Origin of the sequence: Cobetia sp. LC6 (assembly GCF_030264805.1) — a bacterium.
In the GTDB taxonomy this organism is placed as follows: Bacteria; Pseudomonadota; Gammaproteobacteria; order Pseudomonadales; family Halomonadaceae; genus Cobetia.
Genome location: NZ_JASSPL010000004.1, coordinates 265,028 through 283,026, shown reverse-complemented (window position 1 = coordinate 283,026; position 17,999 = coordinate 265,028). Strand labels below are relative to the sequence as shown.

Annotated in this window: 16 protein-coding genes; 2 read left to right on the top strand and 14 right to left on the bottom strand. The window is 62.6% G+C overall.

From position 1 onward, the window contains the following. The 13 genes from QQF40_RS07620 to QQF40_RS07560 all read right to left on the bottom strand — a co-directional run. A partial coding sequence (locus QQF40_RS07620; protein WP_285460904.1) for an Ig-like domain-containing protein occupies positions 1 to 939 on the bottom strand: 939 nt, incomplete at its 3' end. Positions 940 to 1,435: 496 nt separating this feature from the next. Next, positions 1,436 to 2,242, bottom strand: coding sequence for a carbonic anhydrase (locus QQF40_RS07615; protein ID WP_285460903.1), 807 nt, complete (start codon positions 2,240 to 2,242; stop codon positions 1,436 to 1,438). A 218-nt stretch (positions 2,243 to 2,460) separates the two neighbouring features. Next, positions 2,461 to 3,780 carry a molybdopterin molybdotransferase MoeA gene (locus QQF40_RS07610; RefSeq protein WP_285460902.1) on the bottom strand — a complete coding sequence of 440 codons (1,320 nt, stop codon included), beginning with the start codon at positions 3,778 to 3,780 and terminating at the stop codon, positions 2,461 to 2,463. Next, a complete protein-coding gene (moaB, locus tag QQF40_RS07605) occupies positions 3,770 to 4,300 on the bottom strand; it encodes a molybdenum cofactor biosynthesis protein B (protein WP_043333541.1) in 531 nt (176 codons plus the stop codon). The genes QQF40_RS07610 and moaB overlap by 11 nt, the downstream gene beginning before the upstream one ends. 2 nt (positions 4,301 to 4,302) lie before the next feature. After that, positions 4,303 to 4,647, bottom strand: a complete 345-nt coding sequence (locus tag QQF40_RS07600; RefSeq protein ID WP_285460901.1) for a DUF1244 domain-containing protein — start codon at positions 4,645 to 4,647, stop codon at positions 4,303 to 4,305. 288 nt (positions 4,648 to 4,935) lie between these two features. After that, positions 4,936 to 5,982 carry a formate dehydrogenase subunit gamma gene (locus QQF40_RS07595; protein WP_502871423.1) on the bottom strand — a complete coding sequence of 349 codons (1,047 nt, stop codon included), beginning with the start codon at positions 5,980 to 5,982 and terminating at the stop codon, positions 4,936 to 4,938. Positions 5,983 to 5,991: 9 nt separating this feature from the next. Continuing rightward, positions 5,992 to 6,651 carry a formate dehydrogenase FDH3 subunit beta gene (gene fdh3B, locus QQF40_RS07590; protein ID WP_285460900.1) on the bottom strand — a complete coding sequence of 220 codons (660 nt, stop codon included), beginning with the start codon at positions 6,649 to 6,651 and terminating at the stop codon, positions 5,992 to 5,994. A 130-nt stretch (positions 6,652 to 6,781) separates the two neighbouring features. Next, a complete protein-coding gene (locus QQF40_RS07585) occupies positions 6,782 to 9,628 on the bottom strand; it encodes a molybdopterin-dependent oxidoreductase (protein WP_285460899.1) in 2,847 nt (948 codons plus the stop codon). Positions 9,629 to 9,842: 214 nt separating this feature from the next. After that, complete coding sequence (locus QQF40_RS07580) at positions 9,843 to 10,070, bottom strand: twin-arginine translocation pathway signal (protein WP_285460898.1); 228 nt, start codon at positions 10,068 to 10,070, stop codon at positions 9,843 to 9,845. An 85-nt stretch (positions 10,071 to 10,155) separates the two neighbouring features. After that, positions 10,156 to 10,932, bottom strand: coding sequence for a TorD/DmsD family molecular chaperone (locus QQF40_RS07575; RefSeq protein ID WP_285460897.1), 777 nt, complete (start codon positions 10,930 to 10,932; stop codon positions 10,156 to 10,158). Positions 10,933 to 10,936: 4 nt separating this feature from the next. Continuing rightward, on the bottom strand, positions 10,937 to 12,853 hold the full coding sequence (locus tag QQF40_RS07570) for a 4Fe-4S dicluster domain-containing protein (protein ID WP_285460896.1): 1,917 nt from the start codon (positions 12,851 to 12,853) through the stop codon (positions 10,937 to 10,939). 477 nt (positions 12,854 to 13,330) lie between these two features. Further along, the gene (locus QQF40_RS07565; protein WP_285460895.1) at positions 13,331 to 14,116 is read right to left on the bottom strand and encodes a DUF3306 domain-containing protein; all 786 of its coding nucleotides are present in this window, start codon (positions 14,114 to 14,116) and stop codon (positions 13,331 to 13,333) included. Further along, complete coding sequence (locus tag QQF40_RS07560) at positions 14,113 to 14,670, bottom strand: DUF3305 domain-containing protein (RefSeq protein ID WP_285460894.1); 558 nt, start codon at positions 14,668 to 14,670, stop codon at positions 14,113 to 14,115. Before QQF40_RS07560 ends, QQF40_RS07565 begins: the two co-directional genes overlap by 4 nt. Positions 14,671 to 14,878: 208 nt before the next feature. Between QQF40_RS07560 and QQF40_RS07555 the strand changes: the two genes are divergently transcribed. Both QQF40_RS07555 and QQF40_RS07550 read left to right on the top strand, forming a co-directional pair. Further along, positions 14,879 to 15,814: a formate dehydrogenase accessory sulfurtransferase FdhD gene (locus QQF40_RS07555; RefSeq protein ID WP_285460914.1), complete on the top strand. Its 936-nt coding sequence runs from the start codon at positions 14,879 to 14,881 to the stop codon at positions 15,812 to 15,814. Next, a complete protein-coding gene (locus QQF40_RS07550; RefSeq protein ID WP_285460893.1) occupies positions 15,814 to 16,863 on the top strand; it encodes a substrate-binding domain-containing protein in 1,050 nt (349 codons plus the stop codon). Before QQF40_RS07555 ends, QQF40_RS07550 begins: the two co-directional genes overlap by 1 nt. Positions 16,864 to 17,186: 323 nt before the next feature. On the opposite strand, the gene QQF40_RS07545 is transcribed toward QQF40_RS07550, so the two are convergent. Further along, on the bottom strand, positions 17,187 to 17,825 hold the full coding sequence (locus tag QQF40_RS07545) for a helix-turn-helix domain-containing protein (RefSeq protein WP_166017857.1): 639 nt from the start codon (positions 17,823 to 17,825) through the stop codon (positions 17,187 to 17,189). Positions 17,826 to 17,999: the final 174 nt, after the last annotated feature.

The following is a 17,999-nucleotide window of genomic DNA, read 5'->3' as shown; positions in this document are numbered from 1 at the left end:
GCCGTTGTGGGTGATGGTGACGGTGCTGCCGGCTTCGGCGCTGCCGGTCAGCGTCGGCGTCGCGTCATTGGTGCTGTCGCCATCCTCGAGCGCACCAGTGATGGCTTCCACATCATCCGTCGCGGCGGTGATGGTCGGGGTATTGGGTGCCGTGATGTCAGCATCCTGCGGCACGGTAACTGCGGTGGAAGCTTCGCTCACGTTCCCAGCGGCATCGGTCGCGGTGGCGGTCAGCTCGGTGCCGGCTTCCTGTGTGGGGGACAGCTCGACCGAGAAGTTGCCATCCGCATCGACAACGGAGCTTCCTACGCTGTCGCCGGCGGCATTGGTGACCTCGATAGTGGCGCCGGGCTCACTGCTGCCGGTGAGGATGTTGCCATTGGTCTCGTCGAGGACAGGCGCCTCAGGCGCTGTGGTGTCCTCATTCGAGGAGGAGTTGTCATCGCCAGTGGCAGCGGCCACGCCGACACCGGCGGCCACGGCAACGCCGCCTGCCACGAGGCCAGCGGTGCTGATGCCAGCCCCCGCGCCTGCGCCCGTTGCAGCTTCTGCTCCCGCAGTGCCCGCACCTGCTGCTGCGGTAGTGAGTGCCGTCTCTGCCGTCGTCAAGGTCGCGGTACTGGTGAAGGGTACGGCCCCTCCAGCGCCAGCTTCACCCAGACCCACCTGAAAGAGCTCACCGGCGAACTCATCGCCTTGCAGATACAGATGGCTGAGCTCGGTGGGGTCTGTGTAGAAGTTCTCGATCGTGATCAGTTCCCCGTTTTCGAGGGTGACAAGCAGGTTGTCTCCCTGGCGGGTCATCGCCTCGATATCGCGAGGGTGAAGGTTCAGACTGACATCCGATGCTTCATTGAGGGGGATAGTGTCGACTTCGCGCAGGATAGCTTCCTGATTTGCGAGTTGGCCATGGGGGGCGATCTTGGCAGAGACTGGCATATGCGAATCCTCAATGGACTTCTTGAATGCTTTCCCGACTTCTTATTAATTATCAATAATCAACACGTTATTATGGCTCGGATCACTTTTCTAGTACTCAGGCGTCAATCTCTTGCGTTGGAGTATAGTTTATTCGTGCATCTGTTTTCTTTCGGCTGTGAATTTTCATGACTCAATGTCTCGTTACCTCCGTGAGCCACTGCTTTAGTGGAAGCTATGGAGCCGAGTGTCAAATTCAATAACGCCTGGCAGAAGCATTTGGATCATGCGCTGAGTATGGTTTTTCTAATCGCCAGTGCGACTAAAGATTAAGTAGAGCTAACTGGTTAATTTAGCGCCAAAAAATGATATTAATTTAAGGTATGCTTATAAACTGTTGGCTGCTGAGGTTTGGAATACGTTGTTTAAACGCATGAAATATGTTTTCGAGTAAGCAAAAAAAAGGCGCCACCCGTGAGGGTGGCGCCTTTGTCGTCCGTGGCGTGCCTTGTATCAATCAGCGCTGAATGGGGCGGGCATTCTCTCCGCCTTGCCATTCACGGTAGGCGTCGATCTGTGCCTGGGAGGCTTCGATCGGCGTCTTCATGACAAACCAGGTGACGGGCTCAGAGCATGGTGGGGTGGTAAGCGAGCCGGAGTACTGCCAGCCGGCATGTTCGCGTGGCAGCAGCAGGTTGGCAGACAGGCCGCTTGTCAGGGTCTCGGAGAGGCCGCGCTGAGGCAGGCGACTCAACAGGCGGCTTAGGGCCAGGTTGTCATGTCCTTCCTCGACCAGAACGGCCAGCACAGCCAGCTTGCCTTCCGGCGTGCTATGCACCAGATGGATTTCCATGGCGGCACGCTTGCCGTCGATGGCATGCTCTGACGGAATATGCAGGTGCACCTGCGACAGGGTGTACTGGATGCCATCCAGCGACATGGTATTGCCGCTGGCCCCTTCGATCTGCAGGGTGTGGCCCGTATCGCGCGTGACGAGCAGCGGCGAGTGGTAGTCGAGGTTCGGGCCCGCTTCATTCAGCGTGCGTGACTGGCTATCGATGTCGATCGGCGACTGCTGGCTGCCGGCCGAGCACTCAGCATAACCCGGGGTGAGCTCTCCCCAATGCTCGGGGCCATTGGCTCCGGCATTGGTGCCGTCCGCTGATTCATCCGCATAGCTCCACTCAGTGACCGATGTGCCCGGGGCGGGCGACGTAGTAGTGTCATCGGCGAGTGCCGGCAAGGATGACGAGGTGGTGGCAAGCAGCACAGCCACGGCAAGTGGGCGTAACAGTGCGCGGGGCGACGAGGAAGAGGCTGGCATTGAGTTGTCCTTGCTCAAGAGTCCGTAACCGATCAGTGTCCTGAGCCGCCGAAGGCAGTCAGAACTCAGATGAATGAAGGCAGTCAGTGTGCCGGACTCAGGGGCGAGGTCAAGATGACGCTGGAGTGTCACTAGGGCGTCGCATTCCAGCGTCAGTCTTCGCGGCTGTCATCGCGTCAGTAGTAAAGACAGTTGTCAAAACATGGTGGAGAGCGGTGTCAACGCTCGAGCCACAGGCATTCCACGTCGTCACCATGGTTGATCTGTGCATGGGGCGGAATCACGGCCAGTGCCTGAGCGCCGGCGCAGGAGGAAAGCACCGCCGAGTTCTGGTCCGGGAAGGCATGTGCCTCAAGCTGTCCATCACTGCCGGGCGACAGGGTGACGCGCAGATGATCCTGACGAATGGCAGTGTCGGCTGAGAAGGCCGCGCGTACCGTGAGACGTTTCAGTTCGCGCAATGCCGTGCAGTCGGTCATCTCGCCCAGTAGCGGACGAAGGAACAACCAGCCACCGACCCAGCTGGAGACCGGATTGCCCGGGAGGCCCACGACACGCACCGCGTTACCCCGGGGGCTGGTGATGCGCCCCAGCGCCAGCGGTTTGCCCGGTTTGATGGCCAGACGCCACAGATCCAGACTGCCGAGCGCTTCGATGGCGGGACGGACGTGGTCTTCCTCACCGACGCTGACCCCACCGCAGGTGACGATCAGGTCAGCCTGTTGCGCCGCCGAAGCGAGGGCGTCACGAGTGGCCTCGAAGGTATCGGCCACATTGAGCGGTGCCAACACCACCTCAGCTCCGAAGTCGCTGAGCATCTGGCTGAGCATCACGCGGTTGGAGTTGTAGATCTGGCCGGGCTTGAGCGGCTGGCCGGGTTCGATCAGTTCATCGCCGGTCGCGAACAAGGCCACTCGTACCTTACGGCGCACCATCACGTGACTTGCCCCCTGGCCACACAGAAGGCCCAGCGCGGCAGCGTCCAGTCGCGTGCCCGCCGCGAGCAAGCGATTGCCCTTGCTGACATCCCGGCCTTGAACGCGAATGTTGTCGCCGCGGGGGCGAGGCCCGGGCAGCCAGGCCAGAGTGGTGCCATCTTCGCCTTCACGCAGTGTCACCTCTTCCTGCATGACCACCACGTCGGCGCCGTCGGGGATTTCCGCCCCGGTGAACAGGCGCGCGCAACTCGCCACGGCCAGTGGCGTGGCAGGCTGACCTGCCGCGATACGCTGACTGATCGGCAGCCAGGCACCGTCACCGATGTCCGCCACGCGGGCGCAGTAGCCATCCATCTGGGAGTTGTCGGCAGGCGGCACGTCAAGCTCGGCATGCACGTCCTCGGCGAGCACACGTCCTGCGGCGTCACTGACTGCCACGCGCTCGGCTGGCATCAGCGGACAGTTGTCACGGAGCGCGGCGAGTGCACTGGCCAGGGGCGCCAGCCCCTTGGCACCGACAGGCACGGCGTCGCAGCCACATTCTGCCGCCGCGGAAGGCGACGGGCGAGAATGCGGGTCTTTACTGGCGTCAGTGGGCATGGGTTCCGCGCTCCGGGATCACCAGGTTGGCGAAGTTGCAGGGGCGGTGGCGGCTGTCGAGCTGCTCCTTCAGGATGCCGTTCCAGGCCGTCTTGCAGGCGCCGGTGGAGCCGGGCAGGCAGAACACCACGGTACGGTTGGCCAGCCCCCCAAGACAGCGGCTCTGGATCGTCGAGCTACCGACTTCCTGGTGGGAAAGCTGACGGAAGAGTTCGCCGAAGCCCTGGATTTCCTTGTCGAGCAGCACGCGAATGGCTTCCGGCGTGGAATCACGTCCGGTGAAGCCTGTGCCGCCCGTCGTCAGGATGACCTGCACGGCCGGGTCCGCGATCCACTCGCTGACCACGGCGCGCAGCTGGTAGACGTCATCGGGCACGATACGCTTTTCATGAAGCGTATGGCCAGCCGCCGTCAGGTTGTCGACCAGTGCGTCCCCGGAGCGGTCATTCTCTGCGGTGCGTGTATCGGAGACGGTCAATACTGCGATGGTGAGGCCGATCTGTTCGTCATTGCCGCTCATGATCAGTCCTTCTTGCCTTGTTGACGTGCCTCGAGCGCTGCCAGCTGCTCAGGGGTCGCCTTGGCCTGGTGATGTGTTTTCCACTCGGAATAGGGCATGCCGTAGACATGCTCGCGCGCCGCGTCGTAATCGAAGCTCACGCCGCGCTCCTCGCCAGCGGCCATCAGCCACTTGGACAGGCAATTGCGGCAGAAGTCGGCGAGGATCATAAGATCGATGTTCTGGACATCCTTGTTGTCATCCAGATGCTTGAGCAGACGACGGAACGCGGCCGCTTCCAGCTCGGTGCGGGTCTGGTCGTCCAGTTGGCTCAGGTCTTGTACGGCTTGAGGGGTCGGGTCGCTCATCGAATTCTCCTGAGAAGGCGCAGCTGGCGCCAGCCTTCATGCTGTCGGGGTGCCTGGTGGGCCCAGGCGGGATATCTGAAACTTTACGCAACTAATGCAGAGCTGTGAACCAGCGCTGCACGCCTGTGGTTTGGCAGGCGGGTTGGCCGGTGGAGTGCCAGTGGGTGGCAGAGTCGTGAAAGAGTCTGCGCGGGCAAGGGAGAAAGCGAGCGCGGGCAAGCGAAAACGCCCGGCAGGCGAACCTGACCGGGCGTTTCTTCACTCATCCAGCGGATGTCTGACGCCGCGCTAATTCGGACGTTGCTGACGTGCCAGGCTGTCGTCAGGTGCCGTGGCGGGATCTGCTGCCTGGTCCGCCGCTTCGGCCTGCTTGACCTCGTCGTACCACAGATTGTGGTGCTGCTTGGCCCAGGTCTCATCGACATAACCGGTCTTCATGCCCTCGAAGGCGCCCTCGGTACCCGCGGTACCGATATAGATGTGGCCGAAGGACACCGCGATCAGCATCAGCGAGGCAATGCCGTGGAAGACATTGGCCCACTGCATGTTGTCACGCGTCTGGCCGAAGATCGGGAAGTCGAGTACCAGTCCGCTGGCAATCACCACCAGGCCGACCGTCGCCAGAATCCAATACCAGGCCTTTTCCCCGCCATTGGCGAAGCCGGCGTCCGGATGCTTGCCCTTCATCATGCCGCCACCCTGACGGAACCAGTCAAGGTCATGCTTCTTGGGAATATTGAGCTTCAGCCACTTGGCCAGCACTAGGATCAGCATGATCGAGAACAGGGGGCCCACATAGTTGTGGATCACCTTGGTCGCCATGATCATGTTGGCCCAGAACACATCCCCGAACACATTGCGGAACACGAACTTGCCCCACAGCAGATTGATGCCGGTAATGGCCAGCGTCAGGAACAGCGTCGCCAGCGTCCAGTGCATGGCACGCTCCAGCGCCGTCCAGCGCAGCATCAGCTTGCCGCTACGCGGGTGGTCCAGATTGTTGCGTCCTACCAGCAGGTAGAAGATCACCAGCACGGCCAGCATGCCACCCAGTGCGATCAAGCCACCCGGCGAGATCCAGCGATTGCGGATCTGACGCCAGGTCTCGCCGCTCTGGTTGATCAGGCTGTAGTTGGAATCATGACGGCTGTCGATGGAGTTGCCCCCATTCTTGACCTGCCGCCAGGTATCGGCGTCCACCGTGCCGACCGCCTGACCGATCTCGCCGTCAGGGTTCGCGGCCAGTGCCTGAGGAGCCAGCCAGAGACTGGCCAGCATCAGGCACAGGAACATGGCGACCACGGTCAACCGTGAAGCTGTAAAGTGCGCGCGCATGTCGCCTCCTTACCCCTTGCGGGCTGCGTCGTAGGCCAGGTGGTCCGCCTGCTGAACGCTGCTGGTGGTCAGATTGGCAGAGGTTTCCGGATGACTGGCCTTGTCGACCGGCGACCAGGCGCCGTCTTCATGGCCACGGTAGACCACACGTTGACGGAAGATGTCGGAGACTGTCTTGGCATCGCCGGCCAGCAGGGCCTTGGTGGAGCACATCTCGGCGCACAGCGGCAGCTTGCCTTCGCTGATGCGGTTGGCGCCGTACTTCTCGAACTCTTCTTCCGGGCTCTCGGCCGGGCCGCCGGCACAGAAGGTGCACTTGTCCATCTTGCCGCGCTCGCCGAAGGCGCCTTGCTGCGGGAACTGCGGGGCGCCGAACGGGCAGGCGTACAGGCAGTAGCCGCAACCGATGCAGATGTCCTTGTCGTGCAGGACGATGCCGTCATCGGTCTTGTAGAAGCAATCGGTGGGGCAGACCGCCATGCACGGCGCGTCATCGCAATGCATGCACGCCACCGAGATGGAGACTTCACTCGGCTTGCCGTCATCCAGGGTCACCACGCGGCGACGCTGAACGCCCCACTCGGTTTCGTTGGCGTTCTTGCAGGCTGTCACGCAGCCATTGCACTCGATGCAGCGCTCTGCATCACACAAAAATTTCATCTGGGCCATGGTGCTTCTCCTTCACGGCCTGTCGCCGGGTTCCTCGGTCAACAGGCCGGATGATTCTGGTAACGGTTACGTCCGATCGTGTCTTGCGCTGCGCCCAAACCGCGTCACCGGGACGCGGCCATCACTCGAGTCAGGCGAGGCTGACGCGGCACAAGGTGACCTTGGTTTCCTGCATCAGGGTCACGGGGTCGTAGCCGTAGGTGGTCGCGGTGTTGGCCGATTCACCGAGCACATAGGGCACGGTGCCTTCCGGATAGCGGGACTCGAGGGATTCGCCTTCGTAATGCCCACCGAAGTGGAAGGGCATGAAGACGACATCCGGGCCGACACGCTCGGTGACCATCGCCATCACCTTGACGCGGCCGCCTTCGGCACCCTCGACCCACACCATGTCGCCGTCCTTGATGCCCTGGTTATTGGCCAGGGCCGGATTGATCTCGACGAACATCTCCTGCTGCAGCTCGGCCAGCCACGGAATCGAGCGTGTCTCTTCGCCACCCCCTTCGTATTCCACCAGGCGGCCCGAGGTCAGGGTGATCGGGTACTTGGCGCTGACGTCCTTCTCCTGAATGGAGGAGTAGAGCGTCGGCAGGCGATAGATGGACTCGGAATCCGGCCAGGTCGGGTAGTCCTTCACCAGATCGCGACGCGCGGTGTACAGCGGCTCGCGGTGCTTGGGAATCGGGTCCGGGAAGGTCCACACCAGGGCGCGTGCCTTGGCGTTGCCATACGGCATGCAGCCATGCTTGATGCACACGCGCTGGATACCGCCGGACAGGTCGGTCTTCCAGTTCTTGCCCTCCGCCGCCTGCTTTTCCTCGGCCGTCAGATCATCCCACCAGCCCAGCTGCTTGAGCAGCTTGTCGGTGAACTCCGGATAGCCATCCTCGATCTCGGCGCCCTTGGACCAGGAGCCTTCCGCGAGGATGTTGGTGCCGTTGTGCTCCACGCCGTAACGCGCGCGGAAGTTGCCGCCACCCTCGGCCACCGTCTTGGAGGTGTCATACAGGATGGGCGAGCCCGGGTGCCCCATCTCCGGCGTGCCCCAGCACGGCCACGGCAGGCCGTAGAAGTCGCCATTGGCCGGGCCGCCACGGGCCTTGAGCGTCTCGAAGTCGAAGGTGTGCCAGTTCTGCTGGTGTGCCTTCAGGCGCTCAGGGCTCTGGGCGGTGTAGCCCACCGTCCACATGCCGGCATTGAACTCGCGCGTGATGTCCTCGACGACGGGCACGCTGCCCTCGACCTTGATGTTGCGGAACAGCTCGTCGGCGAAGCCCAGTTTGCGAGACAGCAGGTACATGATCTCGTGGTCAGGCTTGGACTCGAACATCGGCTCGATGACCTGATCGCGCCACTGCAGGGAGCGGCTGGAGTTGGTCACGCTGCCGGTGGTCTCGAACTGGGTCGCGGCCGGCAGCAGGTAGACGCCGTCGGTACGGTCGTGCATGACGGCGGCGATGGTCGGGTAGGGGTCGACCACCACCATCATGTCCAGCTTGGCCATCGCCTTCTTCATCTCCGGCCCGCGGGTCTGGGAGTTGACGGCATGACCCCAGTAGAACATCGCCTTGAGCGCGGTCCGCTGGGAGATGCGGTCCGGGTTCTCGAGCACGCCATCGACCCAGCGCGAGACGGTGATGCCGTTGGTGTGCATCGGCTTGCCGTCGTGGTATTCGGTCTGGTCGTAGCGGTTCTGGATCCACTCGAAGTCGACGTTCCAGACCTTGGCCCAGTGCTTCCACGCGCCTTCAGAGAGGCCGTAGTAGCCCGGCAGGGAGTGGGACATCAGGCCCAGATCCGTGGCGCCCTGGACGTTGTCGTGGCCACGGAAGATGTTGGCGCCGCCACCGGACTTGCCGATGTTGCCCAGTGCCAGTTCCAGGATGCAGTAGGCGCGGGTGTTGTTGTTGCCGGTGGTGTGCTGGGTGCCGCCCATGCACCACACGACGCTGCCCGGACGGTTCTGGGACAGGCGACGCGCGACGTCGAGCATGTCGGCCTCGGGTACGCCGGTGATGCGCTCGACTTCCGCCGGCGGGAACTTGGCGACTTCGGCACGCACTTCATCCATGCCGTAGACACGCTGCTGGATGTAGGCCTCATCTTCCCAGCCGTTCTCGAAGATGTGCCACAGCAGACCCCAGATGTAGGCGACATCGGTGCCCGGACGCAGGCGTACGTACTTGTTGGCCTTGGCGGCGGTCCGCGTGAAGCGCGGGTCGACGACGATGATCTCGGCGTTGGAGCGCTCCTTGGCCAGCAGGATGTGCTGCATGGCCACCGGGTGCGCTTCGGACGGGTTGGAGCCGATGAATAGGATCGAACGACAGTTGTGCATGTCGTTGAAGGAGTTAGTCATCGCCCCGTAACCCCAGGTGTTCGCGACCCCGGCCACCGTGGTGGAGTGACAGATACGCGCCTGGTGATCGACATTATTGGTGCCGAACAGGGCCGCGAACTTGCGCATCAGGTAGGCCTGTTCATTACTGAACTTGGCCGAGCCCAGCCAGTAGATGCTATCGGGGCCATGCTCCCTGGTGAGCTCGAGCACCTTGTCGCCGACTTCCTCGATGGCCTGCTCCCAGGAGAGCTTCTTCCACTTGCCACCTTCGAGCTTCATCGGGTACTTGAGGCGACGGTCAGAGTGACCATGCTCACGCAGCGATGCACCCTTGGCGCAGTGCGCGCCGCGGTTGAAGGGGTGATCGAAGGCGGGTTCCTGCTTGGTCCAGACGCCTTCCTGGACCTCGGCATAGACGCCGCAGCCCACGGAGCAGTGTGAGCAGATGGTGCGCTTCGTCTCGACCGGGGCATCAGACACTTCGGTCTTGGCTTCGGCGCGTTTCATCATCGGGGCGGCCATGAAGCTCGCGGCGGCAAGGCCGCCGGTGGCGACACCGCTGCGTTTCAGGAACTGGCGGCGGTTGATTCCGAGTCCTGAGGTCTCTTTGGCAGAGGGGGTGGGGGTCAGTCGCATGACATCATCTCTCCTCGTCACCCGAATCATTGCCCGGGCCGCGTCAGCGGGTCAGGGGGCAATGTCGGGAGCGGCGGTCTTTCAGATCAGGGGCAGTCCTGATCCGTGCCGACTTGTCACTGTCGATGGCGGGCGGAAAGCTCTCCGCGCTGCCCGTTGTTCAGGCCGCTGGCCGAGCGCATGGCGCTGGCTCTGGGCACTGTCTGTCTGGCATTCAGTCACGCAGGGTGGCGTAGAAGGCCCTGACGTGATCACTCTCGCGATAATTGTCAGTGCCCTTGTCCTTGACGGGGGCCTCTGGCTCGGCCTGGTCCGGAATCACGGCACCGGCCAATGATCCTGCTGCGGCAACCCCTACGGTGCTGGCGCCTAATACGCGCAGGAATTTGCGGCGCCCCTGGCGCGCCTGGTTATGGCTGTCTTTTGCGTCATCAGTCTTCATGCTGATCTCCTGTCGGCAATGCTGCTGGGTGATGCGAGATGGATAGCGTTGCAGTCTCGAATGTTGCTTCACGTCATGCGTGACATCAGTGTCTTGCGTCGGGCGCCACCCTGGCTGGCATGACGAGCTGGACGGTCTCGGCCGTCACCTGCTCGCCAGAGTTGTTTTCGGTAGCCGCATGCAGCGGGATCGAATCACCGAGGTTCAGGCGCTCTGCCCGCAGAAAGGCCTGCCCCAGGTAGCCGACGGCGGCATAGAAGGGGCTCTCGCGTCCCGCGAGGTCGGCGCAGCAGCGCTCGCCCCAGCTGGCCACATGGCGGCGGAAGAAATTGACCTGCTCGCCGGGCACCTCATCGATCAGCATGGCCATCACTTCGCACAGTGCGCCGAGATGATCCTCGGGCTCATGCACATCGCTTTGACGTTCGAAGCCGAGGCGTTTCAGGTCCTGGCGCAGGGCAACCAACGGCATCTCCATCAGCGAGCCGGTGAGGTACCAGCTGGCGTAGGGCACTACCTCGCCCTGCACCACGCCTACCAGGCTCTGGAAGAAGTCGTCTTCCAGGCGGCGCGAGTCGCTGACGCGGGCGGCCAATGACAGCGACGCCAGCGCACGCGGCAATTGTTGCTCGGCAGCCCCGGGCAGGCTGATGGCGTCATGGTCGAGTTCGGCCAGAAAGCCGATCAGTTCCGCATCCGGCGCTGCGCGCAATAGCCGCGCCAGTAGCCGGTAGAGGTCGGCGCGCAATGCCTGCTGTTCTTCACTATGGCCTATCAGAGAGTCGGCCGCAGTGGTGTCAGGTGCACGATCGTCAGTCCCACCTGCTGCAAAGTCGTCGGGAGTCGACGTGGGTGATGTCATTGGCTCACACCTTGAGTTGGGCATCGGGATTGCGTGCCATTTCGTGCCAGATGTCCTTGACGCGGCAGTCGCTGCACATCTTCAGGCGCAGTGCACCATCGCCCTGGAAGTAGGCATGCGAGGCCAGTTTGGTCTGCATCGCCGTGATGGTGGCGGTGGAGCCGAACGGCGTGCCGCAGCTGATGCAAGGGAAGGGCACATCCTGCTTGATCAGCTGCGGTTCGCGGCGCACCTCGGGCTGCGGAGCAAAACCAGGCGTAAGGGTGATGACCTGCTCCGGGCATGCCTGCTCGCACAGGCCACACTGCACGCAGTCACCTTGAGTGAAGGATAGTGCAGGTGACGTGCGATTGGCCGAGAGGGCGCTGGTCGGGCAGACGGCGACGCATCCCTGGCACAGCGTGCAGTTGTCGCTGTCGACGTTCACCACGCCGAAGGGCGCGCCTGCCGGCACGGCGACGCTGTCCTGCGCCAGGTCCGCGACTGACAGTGTCGCCAGGTGATCGAGCACGCGATTGAGGCGTTCGCGCTTGCCGAGGCGTGCCTGTGGCTGACCCAGCAACCAGTCACGGGCGATCGGCTGACTGGGCTGCTGCTCTTCTTCACTGTCCGCGCCTGGTGCCAGAGCGACACACAGCGGCGTGATCAAGGGCAGGGCTTCAGCCTCACGGGGATCCATTTGCGGCAGGGGGGGAGGCGGCGAGACGAAGCGAATGCGCGGTTCGCCACTGTCCGCATTGGCAAGCCCCATGCTGTCGAGCAGGGTCAGTGCCAGGCGACGTTCGCTATCAAGCTGCTGGTGCTGGCCTGCGGGCAGGTCGTGGGGTAGTTCGACGATGACTTGCGTCGCACCAAGTGCGAGTGCGGCCAGCCACTCGTCATGGCCGGTGGCGGAGATTTCCTCGAGGGTGATATCAAGGCTGCGTTCCTGGTCGACATTCGCCAAGGCAGTCTGCGAGGCAGGGGATTGCTCCAGGCGATAGCGCAGCAGCGGGTAGAGGCCGCCGCCATCCTGATAGCGCTCCAGCAGGCGCTGGATCTGCTCCATGCGCTGCTCGGCCGGGGGCTGGGTGAAGCTCAGCGCGCCGGTCGGGCAGGCGCTGACGCAGCTGGCCGCTCCGTGGCACAGGTAAGGATCGATCTCGATATGCGCATTGCGACGACCAGCCACCGAGAAGATGGCATCGGCACTGCACGATGCCAGGCAGCGCGTACAGCCGATATTGCCGGCACTGGCGTGCGCGCAGGTATCGAGATTGACGGTCACGTAATTCGGTTTGTCGAAGTTGCCGATCAAGCCCGCGAACTGCATGGCCCAGGAGGTCAGCTGTGATAGTGATTGCTGGGCGGCTTCGGCATCGGCGACCAGCTGGTCCAGCTCGGCCATGACGTCCGCACCGGCTTGCAGATAGCCGGGCGGTGGCAGTTCCGCCTGGTTGAGCGGCTGGCTGGACAGGTCGGCGACCAGGTCGAAATGGGTCGCGCTGCCGGCACCTTGCGGCGCCAATGCGGCGGCCAGATTGACGCCATTACTGGCAAGGCTGAACTGGCCGAGGTGACCGCTCAGCGCGAGCATGTCACGCGGAGCACTGTGTATCGGCAGGGACTCGCTGGCGGCGAGATGCTGTTCATCCATCGTCACCAGCGCACTGTTGTCCTGCTCACTGATCAAGAGTGCCACCGGCAGCTGAGCGGTAGTCGGCAGGCGGGTCAGCAGGCTTGCCAGTGCGCGCACTCGCGCCTCGCTGCCGATGATCACGGTGCGTCCCTGACTGTGATAGCGGATGGGGGCGCTACCGGCATCCGTCGCCAACAGCGGCAGACTGGAGGCAGGCGAGCCACCCATGGCGGATGACAGGGCGCGTTGGCGTGCTTGTTGATTGAGGGCGCGTTGAGCGCTCTCGAGGCTTGAGCTGAGCATCCTCATCCTTATTCGGTCGTGGCGGACCTTGCATGCAAGCTGCCGTCAGGTGGCAGGCGGATGATGCAGGTCCCGGTCGTCGCTGATTCTCGCGGCCTCACTCGGTCTTTCGCGGTGAGGGCCGGGTCGGCGATCGACAGTCGTTCAGTGGGGATTCATGACAGGCCAGCTGTCCTTGCAACATATTGATGACATTGCCGTTTTCACGCCCGGCGCGCGCAAGGCGCGGTCAGGTCGCGCAGGCGCTCATCACCGCAGGCGGTTGACGTTTGTCATCATCTTCAAGGGTTGGCATGTCATGCTGAATCTTGCCTGTGCGTTGCAGTCAGTGCGCCTTGATTAGGCGCGTCAGGGTGACTCATGAGGCATCAGGATGACCTTGGTCAGACGTGCTCGGCTTGCTCGTGGGTCATAATGACTCATGTCGAGTCGCGGCGTGTCATCCTGACGCCCTGGTGTGGCTTGTGGTATCGGCCTCTAGTCACGCTTGTAATGGGCGACACGGCCCTCATCTGATTCGGGTGCTGTCTCGGTCGAGTCTTGCGCAAGTATCGCTTGCGAGTCAGACGACTCGACTATCTCTTTCCTGGGTGTCGCGTGTGTCTCGTTCAATGGCGCCTCACCGTCATTAGCCTGCTCAGCGATCTGGTAGTCTGTCTCCTGCGCCGTATCCACCTCGGGTGTCTCGCTCGCCTCATCGAGCTTTTCCAGGCCTTCTTCGACCCTACGGGTCCAGCTGCGCAGCGTGTCGGCGACACCTTCGGCGAGCGGGCGCATCTGGGAAAAGTCTTGGTCGTAGTCATCCAGCCCATCGCGCTCCGAGTGCTCGCCACCCATGAAGATGCGTCGCAGCGCACGCTGGCGTAGCGCCGGGTCTACGCCGCTCTGCATGAAGGCGCTGATGTCGGCGTCTGGGGTCAGGGTGTCGGGGTCTGGCAGCTCGATGGTTGGCGTTTCAGCATTGTCAGCGTCCGATGCGTGCTGATCGTTCTCGGCAGCTGCCTGTTCTGATGCCTGCTCTGCTGTGGAGGAGCTATCGCCGCTCGGGGTTTCGTGCACCGAGACGCTCGCTGCTGAGGTGGCAGCGCTATGGTCAGAGACGACTTCCGCCTGTGAGGGCGGGAGGGCGTCGTCTTTGGTTCCCTCTGTGCTGTCCGGCTGTGCCAGTTGATCTTCACGGCGGGTGTCGCCTTGCTTGCGGCGTGACCAGCGCGAGAACAGGCCTTCATTGGCCGGGCTTGCGTTATCGTCGTGCTGGCTCATGACGTGCTTTCCGTACCATTACCGGGCTGATGCGCCCTGTCGGGTGTCGCGGCGGGCTGCTCTGCCTGACTGGCGCGCCCGGCGCCCTTGCGTTTCTTCTTCTTGCCTTCGTCGATGCGCTCACCGTGACGCGCGAGGTAGGCTTCCAGCCACACCATCAAGGCAGGGGGCATCGGCACGTCCAGCACCAGCTGGTCGCCATCCATCCACTGCGATGCCACTTCCTGGCAGGCTGTTACCACGCGGGGCTGCATGCCGTCGGCTTCGCGCTCATCGCATTGGACGAACAGACGCGGCTGCTCGCAGCGCAGGTTGTAGCGGTAATCGGTGCGCTCGGTGAGGTGAAGCTGCAGTGGCAGGGTGCGGCGATGCGCTACTTCTTCAGCGGCGGCAGGCTCTGCTGCGTGCGAGTCTGTCTCTGGCGTTGCAGAGGGCGAGAGGTCGGCAATCCGCCAGGTGTCGATGCTGAAACGCCCCAGTTTCTGCGTGGTGGGTGCCAGGGTGATGCTCAGCCAGCGGGTGTCGTCACTGCGGGGAGGGATGGATTCAGACATGGCTTCCTTGTTCACTGCTATACCCGCAAGCGGGTCTGAAAAGAATGCTGCGATGGTGCTGGTTTGCAAGATACATGCCGGCGCTTGCGATATCAGGGTCTTCATCAGTCAGTGCGGGGACAGCTCTGCCATCGGACTGGTACTCTACTGCGATTCAGCGCAAGAATTGCCATTCCCACCGGCTCGATCAGGGAGACCCGAGTTCATGATGCCCTCTGCACGGCCAGCGATCAGTCGCGCCACACTACCCACTACGCTGGACATCGAAGTCATGGATGAGCGCGGTGAGCGTCATCAGCAGTCCATTGCCGCTGAGCGCTCGCTGACCATCTATCTCAATCGTCGCGAGATCGTCACCTTGATGACCCTGGGTGCCGAGCCTGAGGCATTGGTAGCCGGTTATCTGCGCAATCAGGGCCTGCTGGGTGAGCTTGAGGACCTCGAGGCGCTGCAGGTGGATTGGGAAGTCGAGAGCGCCTCGGTGGTGACGCGTCATCTGCCTGAGGATATCGAGCAGCGCCTCGGCAAGCGCACCGTGACCACCGGCTGTGGGCAGGGCACGGTATTCGGCAATCTGCTGGAGCGCCAATCACTGGCCGCGTTGGACGCAGCCCCCTTCAGTCAGGCCTTGTTGTATCGCCTGCTGGAGGCGCTGGCGGCGCACAACGCGACCTATCGCAAGGCCGGTGCAGTGCACGGTTGTGCCCTGTGCCGCGATGATGAAGTGCTGGCGTTCATCGAGGATGTCGGCCGCCACAACGCCGTCGATACGCTGGCGGGACTGAGCTGGTTGGCGCCCCTGAGTGATGATGTCAGTGATTATCAGGGGGCCAATATCTTCTACACCACCGGTCGTCTGACTTCCGAGATGGTGCTGAAGGTGGCTCAGGCGGGGGTCTCGGTGCTGGTCTCACGCTCCGGTGTCACGCAGAAGGGAGTGGAGCTGGCGGAACGCTTTGGCGTGTTGTTGATTGCGCGCGCCAAGGGGCGCCACTTCCAGGCGGTGGACCCTGCCGGGCGGCTGGTGCTGGACGCCATCCCCCCTCTGCGTGCAGGCGACGCCCTCAAGTCGTCTCGCCATGACGCGTCAGGCAAGCCATCTTCATCAGCCTGCGCAGCCGGGCACGACAAGGAGGGGCAGTGATGAGCCGTCTCTGTTCGCCGCTGGGCGTCAAACCCTCACAGGGCATTTCCTCCGAACTCGGCGCACCTTCAGGCAGCTCTGCCGCTGAGACTTCAGGCGAGTCCCTGAATGCAGCCACTGGCCGGCAGGCTCCGGTCCCCCACGACAACCCCTTTCTGACGGTGCAGGAAGTTGCGCGCCTGCTGCATCTCAACGAGAAGAAGATCTATCAGCTGGCCAGTGACGGCACCATGCCGGCGACCAAGGTGACCGGCAAGTGGTTGTTTCCGCGGCGACTGGTGGAGCAATGGATTCTCGAGTCCAGCCATCATGGTGTGCTGGCGGATCGCCTGATGATCACCGGTAGTGATGACCCGCTGCTGGCCGCGCTCTCCATGCGTCTCAATCAGCAGCATGCCGGTAGCGCCTTCTATGGCATGAGCGTGACCGGCACGCGTCTGGGGCTTGATCTGCTCAGTCAGGGGCGTGCTGACGTCTGCGCCATTCACTGGGGGCGCGCGGAGGAGGCGGCGCTGCGGCATCCGGCGCTGATTCGCGGTCACGATGGCTATCGCCAATGGGTGATGGTGCGGCTTGCGCGCCGCACTCAGGGGCTGATCATCCGCAATGACGACCGCCATCTGTCCATCGACCCCAGCGGGCTGTTCGGCTCGCAGCGGCGTTGGGCGGTGCGACAGGAGGGGGCAGGTTCGCAACGCTTCCTGCAGGAGTGGCTGTCCGGCCATCAGATGCGTGCCGAGCAGCTTAACACCCTGGCGATCGCCTATTCCGAGCGGGAAGTGGCGTCGATGGTGGCGCGGGGCGAGGTGGATGTCGGCCCCGGCACGCTGTCGGCCGCCAATGAGTTCGGCCTCGGCTTCGTGCCGGTCTGTGAAGAGGCCTTCGACCTGGTGGTGCCGCGCAATGTATATTTCCGCGATCTCTTCCAGGGATTGCTGGACTATCTGGCGACGCCGAAGGGCATCCAGCTGGCGCAATCCCTTGGTGGCTATGATCTGCGCGAATGCGGTCAGTTGATCTGGCGCGGCGACGCCGCACAGCACGATTGAGACGCTCAGTATTGAGACGCTCGGTACCGAGGCGCTGAACGCCCGGCGGTTGCTGGCGGCCAGGCCCGGCAGAAGCCATATGTGCGTCATCCAAAAAAAATCGCCCATTAGCGCATGGCTAGTGGGCGATTTTTTATTTCGGGCTGACGGCGAGCATGGTCAAGTAAGTCATTGTTTCGAATGGGCGGCTGGGTGGCGCTCGCATGACGATAATCTTGACGGTTTAGCTTCTCGCCAGCGCGTCCTGCGTAATCCAGCTCGGCTCAGCTGACTTCAACACAGCCCAGCACACTTCAATACGGCTCGTCTCACTTCACATCAGCTCAGCTCGGGTCCGAATCATTACGAGTGCACACCGACAGCACGATGGCATCTTCTTCGCTGGTAGAAACCAGGGCGTGACCCATGTCGGAGTCGAAATAGATACTGTCGCCATCACCGAGCGGCAAGGGTTCATAGAATTCCGAATAGAGCAGAATGCTGCCCGCCAGAACCATCAGGAACTCCTCGCCGTCGTGACGCACCCAGTCGGGGAAGTCATCGAAGCTGCGTGCGCGCACGCGAGTCTTGAAGGGAATCATGCGTTTCTGCGCCAACTGCCAGGACAGCAGCTCGTGCTCATAGGTCGGTGTCGGGTGTGATTTGCCATCACCGACGCGCGTCAGGTCGCGACGCCCGAGAGTGCCAGTCTGGCGCTTGGGCGGGCTCAGTAGCTGCGGCAGGTCGATGTTGAGACCATGAATCAGCTTCTGGACCGCCGTGAAGGTCGGCGATATCTGCTCATTCTCGATCTTGGACAATGTCGAGCGTGCCAGCCCCGTACGCTGGCTGACATCTTCCAGCGTCCAATGATGGGAGAGGCGGATCTGTTTCACGCGTTCGCCAAGCTTCAGGGGCTCAACGAAGGGTTTGCGACCGGAGGCGATCCGGACGGCGGCGTCCTTGTCTGTCGGTGTGCTCATGAGAGTGGCTTCGCTATGGCGTGATATTGGCGGCGCACGACATCGAGTGTCGCAGCGCTGTCAGCTGGCGATAAAGTTTACTATCGGAAACTTTATCGCCAGCTTATCACAGCATGGCAAGGGTGCATCATCCCGGCACGTAGTCAACATGGTTGTCTGCGACATGGCTGTCTG

Coding starts and splice junctions, on each gene's coding strand:
- QQF40_RS07615 (WP_285460903.1), bottom strand. CDS start 2,242: ATGCCAGCCTCTTCCTCGTCGCCCCGCGCACTGTTACGCCCACTTGCC.
- QQF40_RS07610 (WP_285460902.1), bottom strand. CDS start 3,780: ATGCCCACTGACGCCAGTAAAGACCCGCATTCTCGCCCGTCGCCTTCC.
- moaB (WP_043333541.1), bottom strand. CDS start 4,300: ATGAGCGGCAATGACGAACAGATCGGCCTCACCATCGCAGTATTGACC.
- QQF40_RS07600 (WP_285460901.1), bottom strand. CDS start 4,647: ATGAGCGACCCGACCCCTCAAGCCGTACAAGACCTGAGCCAACTGGAC.
- QQF40_RS07595 (WP_502871423.1), bottom strand. CDS start 5,982: ATGCGCGCGCACTTTACAGCTTCACGGTTGACCGTGGTCGCCATGTTC.
- fdh3B (WP_285460900.1), bottom strand. CDS start 6,651: ATGGCCCAGATGAAATTTTTGTGTGATGCAGAGCGCTGCATCGAGTGC.
- QQF40_RS07585 (WP_285460899.1), bottom strand. CDS start 9,628: ATGCGACTGACCCCCACCCCCTCTGCCAAAGAGACCTCAGGACTCGGA.
- QQF40_RS07580 (WP_285460898.1), bottom strand. CDS start 10,070: ATGAAGACTGATGACGCAAAAGACAGCCATAACCAGGCGCGCCAGGGG.
- QQF40_RS07575 (WP_285460897.1), bottom strand. CDS start 10,932: ATGACATCACCCACGTCGACTCCCGACGACTTTGCAGCAGGTGGGACT.
- QQF40_RS07570 (WP_285460896.1), bottom strand. CDS start 12,853: ATGCTCAGCTCAAGCCTCGAGAGCGCTCAACGCGCCCTCAATCAACAA.
- QQF40_RS07565 (WP_285460895.1), bottom strand. CDS start 14,116: ATGAGCCAGCACGACGATAACGCAAGCCCGGCCAATGAAGGCCTGTTC.
- QQF40_RS07560 (WP_285460894.1), bottom strand. CDS start 14,670: ATGTCTGAATCCATCCCTCCCCGCAGTGACGACACCCGCTGGCTGAGC.
- QQF40_RS07555 (WP_285460914.1), top strand. CDS start 14,879: ATGCCCTCTGCACGGCCAGCGATCAGTCGCGCCACACTACCCACTACG.
- QQF40_RS07550 (WP_285460893.1), top strand. CDS start 15,814: ATGAGCCGTCTCTGTTCGCCGCTGGGCGTCAAACCCTCACAGGGCATT.
- QQF40_RS07545 (WP_166017857.1), bottom strand. CDS start 17,825: ATGAGCACACCGACAGACAAGGACGCCGCCGTCCGGATCGCCTCCGGT.